At 72.0% G+C, this 10,084-nt stretch carries 10 protein-coding genes; 1 reads left to right on the top strand and 9 read right to left on the bottom strand.

The window, feature by feature from the left end; translation table 11 throughout:
* Nucleotides 1-25: 25 nt before the first annotated feature.
* Entirely contained in the window at nucleotides 26-292 is a 267-nt protein-coding gene (locus AB0M11_RS18240; RefSeq protein ID WP_365706510.1) for a GlsB/YeaQ/YmgE family stress response membrane protein, read from the bottom strand.
* A 157-nt stretch (nucleotides 293-449) separates the two neighbouring features.
* On the opposite strand from AB0M11_RS18240, the gene AB0M11_RS18235 reads away from it, so the two are divergent.
* On the top strand, nucleotides 450-1,718 hold the full coding sequence (locus AB0M11_RS18235; protein WP_365706508.1) for an amino acid permease: 1,269 nt from the start codon (nucleotides 450-452) through the stop codon (nucleotides 1,716-1,718).
* A 70-nt stretch (nucleotides 1,719-1,788) separates the two neighbouring features.
* Here AB0M11_RS18235 and AB0M11_RS18230 read toward each other — a convergent pair whose 3' ends face one another.
* The 8 genes from AB0M11_RS18230 to AB0M11_RS18195 all read right to left on the bottom strand — a co-directional run bounded on the left by AB0M11_RS18230 (nucleotide 1,789) and on the right by AB0M11_RS18195 (nucleotide 10,081).
* Entirely contained in the window at nucleotides 1,789-2,355 is a 567-nt protein-coding gene (locus tag AB0M11_RS18230) for an SMI1/KNR4 family protein (protein ID WP_365706506.1), read from the bottom strand.
* Nucleotides 2,356-2,475: 120 nt separating this feature from the next.
* A complete protein-coding gene (locus AB0M11_RS18225) occupies nucleotides 2,476-2,868 on the bottom strand; it encodes a YccF domain-containing protein (protein WP_365706504.1) in 393 nt (130 codons plus the stop codon).
* Nucleotides 2,865-3,728, bottom strand: coding sequence for a zinc metalloprotease HtpX (gene htpX, locus AB0M11_RS18220; protein ID WP_365706502.1), 864 nt, complete (start codon nucleotides 3,726-3,728; stop codon nucleotides 2,865-2,867). Before htpX ends, AB0M11_RS18225 begins: the two co-directional genes overlap by 4 nt.
* 227 nt (nucleotides 3,729-3,955) lie before the next feature.
* Entirely contained in the window at nucleotides 3,956-5,479 is a 1,524-nt protein-coding gene (locus tag AB0M11_RS18215) for an NADH-quinone oxidoreductase subunit N (protein ID WP_365706500.1), read from the bottom strand.
* Nucleotides 5,476-7,050, bottom strand: coding sequence for an NADH-quinone oxidoreductase subunit M (locus AB0M11_RS18210; protein ID WP_365706498.1), 1,575 nt, complete (start codon nucleotides 7,048-7,050; stop codon nucleotides 5,476-5,478). The genes AB0M11_RS18215 and AB0M11_RS18210 overlap by 4 nt, the downstream gene beginning before the upstream one ends.
* A 6-nt stretch (nucleotides 7,051-7,056) precedes the next feature.
* A complete protein-coding gene (locus tag AB0M11_RS18205) occupies nucleotides 7,057-9,051 on the bottom strand; it encodes an NADH-quinone oxidoreductase subunit L (RefSeq protein WP_365706496.1) in 1,995 nt (664 codons plus the stop codon).
* Nucleotides 9,048-9,425 carry an NADH-quinone oxidoreductase subunit NuoK gene (nuoK, locus tag AB0M11_RS18200; protein WP_365706494.1) on the bottom strand — a complete coding sequence of 126 codons (378 nt, stop codon included), beginning with the start codon at nucleotides 9,423-9,425 and terminating at the stop codon, nucleotides 9,048-9,050. The genes AB0M11_RS18205 and nuoK overlap by 4 nt, the downstream gene beginning before the upstream one ends.
* Entirely contained in the window at nucleotides 9,425-10,081 is a 657-nt protein-coding gene (locus tag AB0M11_RS18195; protein ID WP_365706520.1) for an NADH-quinone oxidoreductase subunit J, read from the bottom strand. The genes nuoK and AB0M11_RS18195 overlap by 1 nt, the downstream gene beginning before the upstream one ends.
* Nucleotides 10,082-10,084 lie beyond the last annotated feature (3 nt).

The following is a 10,084-nucleotide window of genomic DNA, read 5'->3' as shown; positions in this document are numbered from 1 at the left end:
ACGCCGGCCCTGGCCTCGGGGGCGTTCAGTCGCGCGAGTTGCCGAACAGGATGCGGTAGGCGATCAGCAGGACCAGCGAGCCGCCGATCGCCGCCACCCAGGTCGCGCCGTCGTAGAAGTTCTTGGTGACCGGGTGGTCCAGCCAGCGCGCCGATATCCAGCCGCCGAGGAACGCGCCCACGATGCCGATGAGGGTCGTGCCGACGAAGCCGCCCGGGTCGCGTCCCGGCAGCAGGAACTTGGCGATGGCGCCGGCCAGGAGTCCCAGGATGATCCAGCTGATGATGCCCATGACCTGAACCTGCCCTTCCGTGCGGACTTCGCACCGTTCGAACCCTCTGATCTCGGTCGGGGCGGCGGTGCGGGACGACTGGTGCGGACACCCTCTTCGTGCTCTGTCGATGACGAGGACGCCTGGGCGACACCGCGCGGTTGCGGCGATCAGTAGGGTGCGGCGCGTGACCTCCTCAGCCTCTCAGCCCGCTCTGCGACGCACCCTGGGTGTGCACGACGCCGTGATCGTCGGCCTCGGCTCGATGGTCGGGGCGGGCGTGTTCTCCGCGCTGGGCCCCGCGGCCCGCGCGGCCGGGTCGGGGCTGCTTCCCGGCCTGGCCGTCGCCGCCCTGGTCGCCTACTGCAACGCCATGTCCTCGGCGCGTCTGGCGGCCCGCTACCCGCAGTCGGGCGGCACCTACGTGTACGGGCGGGAGCGGCTCGGCGCCTTCTGGGGATACCTCGCGGGCTGGGCGTTCGTCGTCGGCAAGACGGCGTCCTGCGCCGCGATGGCGCTCACCGTGGGCGTGTACGTCTGGCCGGGGCAGGCGCACGCGGTGGCGGTCGCGGCCGTGGTGGCGCTGACCGCCGTGAACTACGGCGGCATCCAGAAGTCGGCCTGGCTGACCCGGGCCGTCGTGGCCGTGGTGCTGGCGGTCCTCGCTTCCGTGGTGGTCGTGTGCCTGGCGTCCGGGGCGGCGGACGCGGGGCGGCTGGAGGTCGGGCTGTCGTCGGGGGTGGGCGGGGTGCTCCAGGCGGCCGGCCTGCTGTTCTTCGCGTTCGCCGGCTACGCGCGGATCGCGACCCTCGGTGAGGAGGTGCGGGACCCGGCGCGCACCATCCCGCGTGCGATCCCGCTGGCCCTCGGGATCACCCTGGTGGTGTACGCGTGCGTGGCGGTCGCCGCGCTCACGGTGCTGGGCACGGACGGGCTCGGGCGGGCCGCCGCGCCGCTGGCCGACGCGGTCCGGGCGGCCGGGGCGCCGGGGCTGGTGCCCGTGGTGCGGGTGGGGGCCGCGGTGGCCGCGCTCGGCTCGCTGCTGGCTCTGATCCTGGGCGTGTCGCGGACGACGCTGGCCATGGCCCGCGACGGTCACCTGCCTCGGGCGCTGGCCGCCGTGCACCCGCGCTTCCAGGTCCCGCACCACGCGGAACTGGCCGTGGGCGCGGTCGTCGCCGTGGCGGCGGCGACGGCGGACGTCCGGGGTGCCATCGGTTTCTCCTCCTTCGGGGTGCTGGCGTACTACGCGGTGGCCAACGCCTCGGCCTGGACGCTGGATCCGGCGCCGCGGGCCCGGCTGGTTCCGGTGGTGGGACTGCTGGGGTGTGTGATCCTCGCGTTCGCGCTGCCGGTGGCGTCGGTGGCCGCGGGGGCGGCCGTGCTGGCGGTGGGTGCGGCGGCGTACGCCGTACGGCGGTGGGCGGCGGTCCGGCGGACGCGGTGAGGGCGACCGCCACGGTGCCCCGCGGCGCGGGACGGTGGCGGTGGCGCCTGCGCTCGGCGGGCCCCGGCTCTCAGCGGACCCGCTCCCCGGCCGTGCGGGTCCGCAGGCCGTCCCAGGGCGCCAGAACCGTGCCCTCGTCGGTCTCCTCGTACCAGCCCTTGCCCGCCAGCCAGACGCGCAGCCAGTCGCCGAGGCTCGGCGCGTCCACGAACCAAGCGCCCACGGCGCCGTCGGCGTTCGGCTCGTAGAGCAGGACCGTGGCCTGCGGTGTCCGGCAGTCCACGCACGCGTACATGCCGCAGCCCCAGTGGGATATCGGCAGGACGCCCTCGGGCCAGGGCCGGTCGGGGTTCTTGCGGCCGTACTCGCGGTTCGTGAGGTACTGGACGACGGCGGCCGGTTCCCCCGAGGGTGCCGCGTCCAGCAGCGGCAGCAGGCCGTAGGACGGGCCGAAGCCGCCGTCGCCGACCTGCTCGTAGAGCGAGGCGAGGAGCGGGGGCAGGGGGAAGCCGAGGGCCCGGCCGGCGCGGTCGAGTGTGCCGGCGTCGACGGGCGCGGGGAGCGAAGGCCAGCCCCAGGGGCGGGAGTCGCGCGCCTGTGCCCTCACCCGTGCCAGCAACTGCTCGATCTCGGTCATGGCTTCATGATGCAGGCCGCCACTGACAGTCGGAGCAGCCTGTGGACAACCTGCCGTCGGCGCTCAGGCCTGTGGACAACTCTCGGGCCGGAGAGCCCGGCCGAGGTGTCTGACGGGCGGTCAGCGAGCCGCGAAGGGCTGGTCCGTGGGGACGATCTCGCGGCCGAGCGGAAGCAGTGAGACGGGGATCAGCTTGAAGTTGGCGACACCGAACGGGATGCCGATGATCGTCAGACACATCGCGATGCCGGTGACGATGTGGGCCAGGGCCAGCCACCAGCCCGCCAGGACCAGCCACAGCACGTTGCCCACGCACGAGGGGGCACCCGCGTCGCGCCGCTCCACGGTCGTGTACCCGAAGGGCCACAGGGCGTACAGGCCGATACGGAAGGAAGCGATGCCGAACGGAATTCCGATGATCGTGACGCAGAGGATCACGCCCGCCAGCAGGTAGCCGAGGAACAGCCAGAAGCCGCTGAGGACGAGCCAAATGATGTTCAGGATGGTCTTCACTGCGGGCGACCTGCCATCTTCTCCAGCCGGGCAATCCGCTCCGCCATGGGCGGATGCGTCGAGAACATCTTGGACAGTCCCTGGCCAGGACGGAAGGGGTTCGCGATCATCATGTGGCTCGCGGTCTCGATCCGGGGCTCGGGGGGCAGCGGGAGCTGCTTGGTGCCGGCGTCCAGCTTGCGCAGGGCACCGGCGAGGGCGAGCGGGTCACCGGTGAGCTGGGCGCCGGAGGTATCCGCCTCGTACTCCCGGGAGCGGCTGATGGCGAGCTGGATGAGGCTGGCGGCGAGCGGGCCCAGGATCATGACCAGCAGCAGGCCGAGGAAGCCGGGGCCGTCGTCGTCGTCCGAACGGCCGACCGGGATCAGCCACGCGAAGTTGACCAGGAACATGATCACCGAGGCGAGGGCGCCGGCGACCGACGAGATGAGGATGTCACGGTTGTAGACGTGGCTGAGCTCGTGTCCGAGGACACCGCGCAGTTCGCGCTCGTCCAGGATGCCCAGGATCCCCTCGGTGCAGCACACCGCCGCGTTGCGCGGGTTGCGGCCCGTGGCGAAGGCGTTGGGTGCCTCCGTCGGTGAGATGTACAGGCGGGGCATGGGCTGGCGGGCCTGGGTGGAGAGCTCTCGGACCATCCGGTACAGGGCCGGGGCCTCGAACTCGCTCACCGGGCGCGCACGCATCGCGCGTAGCGCCAGTTTGTCGCTGTTCCAGTACGCGTAGGCGTTCGTGCCAAGGGCGACGAGGACTGCGACCACCAGACCCGTTCGGCCGAAGAAGCTGCCGATGACGATGATGAGTGCCGACAGTCCCCCGAGGAGAACTGCTGTCCTGAGCCCGTTGTGCCGGCGGTGCACGGTACGCCCTCCAAGTCCTGCGGCAGGGGAACCCTTTGCCTGCGGTGCTGCCTTCCGATCTGCGATGCCACCGGTGTCGTGGTGTCACGTCCAGTGGACCCTCCCGCACTGGTCAACGCCAGGCGGCGGCCGCTGGTTCCCTTGTGCCCGCTGTGCGCGGCGTGAGCCGTCCGGGTGAGAGCCGCGCTCGGCGCGCGTGATGGTTCCGCACGCGCGCGTGCGGGACGTCAGAACAGGCCGGTGGTGGCGAAGCGGAGCACCAGCTGCGGTGCGCCGGAGAGGACGACCCCGAGGGTTCCGGTGAGGGCGAGCGCGGCCGTGAGGGGGGCCGGGAGACGGTGCCGCGCGGGCTCGCCCTCGGGGGTGCGGAACAGCAGTGCCGTCCATTGGAGGTAGTAGTAGAGGGCGATCACGACGTTGACGGCCATGACGACGGCGAGCCAGCCCAAGCCCGCGTCGACGGCCGCCGAGAAGACGGTGACCTTGGCGAACAGGCCGATGACGCCCGGCGGGAGGCCGGCGAGGCACAGCAGGAAGAAGGCCAGGAGCAGTGCGCTGAGCGGGTTCCTGGTGTACAGGCCCCGGTAGTCGGAGATGCGGTTGAGCCGCTCGGTACGGGCGACGGCGGCGGCCACGGCGAACGCGCCGAGGTTCACGGCCGCGTACATGAGGGCGTAGGCGAGGGTGGAGCCGACGGCCTTCTGGGCGTCCCCGGTGTATCCGGCGGCGGCGATCGGCACCAGCAGGTAGCCGGCCTGGCCCACCGACGACCAGGCGAGCAGCCGTACCGCGCTGTACGCGCGCGTGGCCTGCTGGCGCAGGGCGGCCACGTTGCCGACGGTCATGGTGAGGGCGGCCAGGGCGGCGAGCGCGGGTCCCCAGACGTCGGCGTAGGACGGGAAGGCGACGACGGTGACCAGGATCAGGCCGGAGAAGCCGACGGCCTTGCCGACGACCGACAGGTAGGCGGCGATCGGGAGCGGCGCGCCGACGTAGGTGTCGGGCACCCAGAAGTGGAAGGGGACGGCGGCCGTCTTGAAGGCGAACCCCACCAGAGTAAGGACGACGCCCGTCCGGGCGAGTGTGTGCAGTTGTCCGTCGACGTGCTGGACGCGTTCGGCGACCTGGGTGAGGTAGAGGGTGCCGGTGGCGGCGTACACGAAGCTGATGCCCAGGAGGCTGACGGCGGTCGCGGTCACCGAGGACAGGAAGAACTTCAGGGCCGCTTCGGAGGACCTCGGGTCGCCGTGCCGGATGCCGACGAGGGCGAAGGCGGGCAGGGAGGCGACCTCCAGGGCGACGATCAGGGTGGCCAGGTCGCGGGAGGCGGGCAGCAGGGCGGCGCCGGCGGCCGAGGAGAGCAGCAGGAACCAGAACTCGCCCTGGGGGTAGCGGCGGTTGCCGTCCTTGAGGGTGGTGACGGAGAGCAGGGCCGTGAGCAGGGCGCCGCCGAGGACGAGGAACTGCACGACCAGGGTGAACCGGTCGGCCGTGTAGCTGCACGCGCGCGTGGAGCCGGTCAGGCAGAAGGTGCTGCGGTCGTGGCCGAGGAGCGGGAGCAGCAGGAGAGCGGCCGCGGCGAGTCCGGCGACCGAGACCCAGCCCAGGATCGGCTTCCTGGCCTCGGGTACGAACAGGTCTGCGACCAGGACGGCCAGGCCGACGACCGCGGTGAGGGTGGGCGCTGCGATGGCGAGCCAGTCGACGGACTGGACGAGGCTCGCGGCCAGGGGCTGGGCCAGGGCGCTCATCGGATGCCTCCTGCGAGGAGCTGCTGCACGGCCGGGTCGGTCAGGCCGAGCAGGGCCTTCGGCCACAGTCCGGCGACGACGGTGAGGACGACGAGCGGGGTCCAGGCTGCGAACTCGTAGGTGCGGACGTCGGGGAGCCTCGGTGTCTCCTGGGCTGCGGCGCCCATGCAGACGCGGCGGACCACGGCCAGCATGTAGGCGGCCGTCAGCAGCGTGCCGAGGGCGGCGATCGCCATGAAGGTCAGGAAGGCCGGGCGGCTGAGGCCGGCGGCGGGCGTGAACGCGCCGAACAGGGCGAGCATCTCGCCCCAGAACCCGGCGAGTCCGGGCAGCCCGAGCGAGGCGACGGCGCCGAAGGCGAGCAGCCCGCCGAGGCGCGGTGCCCTGCCGTACAACGCGGCCCCCGTCTCCTCCGCCAGGCTGTCCAGGTCGGTTGTGCCGGTGCGGTCCTTCAGACCGCCGACCAGGAAGAACAGCAGGCCGGTGATGAGGCCGTGGGCGATGTTCGCGAAGAGCGCGCCGTTGACGCCGGTCGGGGTCATGGTCGCGATGCCGAGCAGGACGAAGCCCATGTGGCCGACGGAGGAGTAGGCGATCAGGCGCTTGAGGTCGCCCTGAGCGCCCCGTTTGGCCAGGTTCAGGCAGGCCAGGGATCCGTAGATGATCCCGACGACCGCGAAGGCGGCGAGGTACGGCGCGAAGGTGCGGAATCCGTGCGGCGCGACCGGCAGCAGGATCCGGACGAACCCGTACGTGCCCATCTTGAGCAGGACGCCGGCGAGCAGGACCGAGCCGACGGTCGGCGCGGAGGTGTGGGCGTCCGGCAGCCAGCTGTGCAGAGGCCACATCGGAGTCTTGACCGCGAGCCCGAGCCCGATCGTCAGAACGGCGATGACCTGCACCGACGCGGTCAGTGACCGGCCGTTGTCAGTGGCGAGTGCCACCATGTCGAACGTGCCCGCCTTGATTCCGATCAGGAGCAGGCCGAGCAGCATGACGACGGACCCGAGCAGCGTGAAGAGGATGAACCTCCAGGCGGCCCGGGTGCGCCCCTCGCCGCCCCAGCGGGCGATGAGGAAGTACATCGGGATGAGCACCGTCTCGAACGCGAGGAAGAACAACAGCAGGTCGAGTACGGCGAAGCTCGCGAGGGTGCCGGACTCGAGGACGAGCAGCAGTGCGACGAAGGCCTTCGGTGACCCGCCCGCGGGCGGGTTGAAGTACGAGTAGAGCGCGCAGAGGAAGGTCAGCAGGGCGGTCAGGACCACAAGCGGGAGGGAGATGCCGTCGATGCCGAGGTGGATGCGCACGTGGAGTGCGGGGATCCAGCTGATGTCGGTCGTGGCCTGCATCCTCGACGGATGGCCGCGGTCGAAGCCCAGCGCGAGGACGATCGCGGCGATGAGGATCAGGCCGGTCACGGTCACGCCGTGGCGGAGGACCGCCTGCTCGGGCGACTTCCCCTTCAGTCCGGGCGGGGCGGGCAGCAAGGCGGCGACGGCGCCGAGCAGCGGCCCGACGACGATCAACGCAAGAAGGAACTGCATCACGGACTCGCTGATATCGATCACGCCTGCTCACGCTCCCGTGGCGACGAGGAGGACGGCGACCGCCAGGACGACGGTGCCGGCGAGCAGCGCGCTCACATAGGTCTGGACGTTGCCGGTCTGGGCCCGGCGTACGGCGGCGCCGAGCAGGCGGGGCAGAGCGCCCGCCCCTCGCACGTAGGTGTCGACGACCTCGCGGTCGAGGAACTGGACGAGGCTTGCCGCGGCCAGCACCGGGCGGACGAAGAGGGTGTCGTAGACGGCGTCCAGGTGGAAGCCTTCGGCCGCGTGCCGGTGCAGCGGGCCGAGCAGCAGCCGGCCGGGGTCCGCCGGGTCGGGTGCGTAGGCCACGTCGCCGAACGCCGGCTTGTGGGCGGCGATGGCCTCGGCCTCGACCAGTCCCGCGTCGCCCTCCGGGTGGGCGGCGACGGCACCCAGCGGGGCGCGGGCGGCCGCCGTCCTGGTGCGCTGCCAGGCGCCGTAGGCGGCGAGTCCGCCGGCGAGCGCGAGACCGGTGCCGAGGACGGACGTGGTGAGGGTCGGTGCGAGGGCGCGGCCGTCGAACCAGCCGGGCAGCGAGCGGTAGGCGAATCCGCCGAACGCGAGGGACGGCACGGCCAGGACCCACAGGACCACGGTCATGGAGAGCGGCTGCCTGCCGTGGTCGGCTGCCTCGGCTCCGTGGCCCCGGAAGGCCAGCAGCCACAGCCGGGTCGCGTAAGCGGCGGTGAGCAGGGCGGTGGCCAGGCCGGCGACGAGGACGATCCAGCCGGCGCTGCCGGGAGCGTGCCCGGTGTGGCCGGAGGCGGCGTGTTCGGCGGCGCCCAGGACGGACTCCTTGGAGAAGAAGCCGCTGAAGGGAGGGATCGCGGCGAGCGCCAGCAGGGCCACGGTCATCGTCCAGTAGGCGTCCGGGACGCGGTCGCGCAGGCCGGAGGTGCGGGACATGACGGCCAGCGAGTTGGTGCCGGCGGCGTGGATGACCACGCCCGCCGCGAGGAACAGCAGCGCCTTGAACGCGCCGTGGGACAGGAGGTGGAAGACGGCGGCACCTCGGTCGCCGACGGCGAGGGCGCCGGTCATGTAGCCGAGCTGACCGATCGTCGAGTAGGCGAGGACGCGCTTGATGTCGTCCTGGGCGAGCGCGGCGAGGGCCGAGCCGACCATCGTGACGGCGGCCATGACGGCGAGGACGACCATCACGGCAGCGCTGGCCTCGAAGACCGGGAGGAGCCGGGCGACGAAGTAGGCTCCGGCGGCCACCATCGTCGCGGCGTGGATCAGCGCGGATACGGGGGTCGGGCCGGCCATGGCGTCGGGGAGCCAGGTGTGCAGCGGGAACTGCGCGGACTTGCCGGCCACACCGCACAGGAGCAGCAGGCCGACCAGGGTCGGGTGGTGCAGTCCGCCGTCGGCGACGGTGCCGAGGACGGTGGTGACGCGGAACGACCCGGCGTCGGTGGCCAGCGCGAACAGACCGATCAGGAACGGCACGTCGCCGAGCTTGGTGACCAGGAAGGCCTTGATGGAGGCGGCGCGCGCCTCAGGGGTCTCCCAGTAGTGGCCGACCAGGAAGTAGGAGCAGATGCCCATGACCTCCCAGCCGACCAGCAGCACGATCAGGTCGCCGGAGTAGACGACCAGCAGCATCGCGGAGGTGAACAGGGAGACGAGGGCGGCGTACGAGGGGTAGCGCGGGTCGTCGCGCAGGTAGCCGGTCGAGTAGATCTGCACGCAGGCGGCGACGAAGGCGACCAGGATGGCGACGAGTGCGGCGAAGCCGTCGATGTACAGGGCGAGTTCGATGGGGACCGAGCCGGTCGGGGTGAGCTCGGTGTGGGCGTTCAGGGTCCGGCCGCCGCCCTGGTCGACGGCGACCGCGCAGGCGAGGGCCAGCGCGGCGAGCGTCGGCAGGATGGCGAGCGGGCGCACGAACCCGGGGGCGGTGCGCCCCAGGAGCAGACCGGCGACAGCGCCGAGGAACGGCAGGAGGGGGACGAGGACGGCGAGGGTGGTCGTGGTCACGCGGTGGCCTCAGCCTTCTCGTCGGCCGCGCCGTCCGTGGGCGTGCCGTGCTCGTGGCCCTCGGCGGTGTCGCGGAGCCGGTCGATGTCGGAGGTGCCGCGGTTGCGGTGGACGGCGAGGACGATCGCCAGGCCGATGCCGATCTCGGCGGCGGCGATGGCGATGGTGAACAGGGTCAGGGCCTGGCCGGAGTGCAGGGTGTCCCGGGCGGCCTTGCTCAGCCAGACGTCGAAGGCGACGAGGTTCAGGTTCACCGCGTTGAGCATCAGCTCGACCGACATCAGCACCAGGATCGCGTTGCGGCGGGCGAGGACGCCGTACAGACCGGTGCAGAAGAGCAGGGCGGAGAGAACGGCGGGATAGGCGAGGTGCATCAGCGGGCGCCTTCCTGCTCGGGTTCCTGCCGGGCGTCTCCCTCGATCGGGTGAATCCCGGAATCCGTGACCGAAGGGGAACTCTGCGTGACGGCTCGGCCGTTCACAGGGGGCGGGGCCGACTCCGCCTTCGCCTTCCGGGACAGGACGATCGCTCCGACCAGGGCCGCGAGGAGGAGGACGGAGAGGGCCTCGAAGGGCAGGACCCAGTTCCGGAAGAGGCTCGCACCGGTGACCTTCGTCGAACCGGCGGCGGCGCCGTCCAGGTCGATCCAGGTGGTGCGGAAGGCGTCCACGACCACCCAGACCAGGGCGGCCGCCGCGGACACGGCGACGGCCAGCGCGAACCAGCGGTTCCCGGAGTCGGCGTCCGGGGAGCGGCCGATCGGGGCCTTGGTGAGCATCAGACCGAAGAGAAGGAGGACGACGACGGAACCCACATAGATGAGGACCTGCACCCAGGCGATGAACTCGGCGGTGAGCAGCAGGTATTCGACGGCGAGTCCGCCGAGGGCGACCACCAGCCACAGGGCGGCGTGCACCAGCTGGCGGGTGGTGACCGTGACCAGCGCGGCGCCGAAGGTGGCCAGGCCGACGAGGAGGAAGGCGACCTCCACGCCGGTCGGGGACAGGAAGCCGTGCGGCGCTTGAGCCATGGC

The sequence above is a fragment of the Streptomyces sp. NPDC051987 genome (assembly GCF_040680735.1).
Lineage (GTDB): Bacteria > Actinomycetota > Actinomycetes > Streptomycetales > Streptomycetaceae > Streptomyces.
Note: the sequence above shows the minus strand (reverse complement) of the source record. Positions and strands in the feature narration are given on the sequence as shown.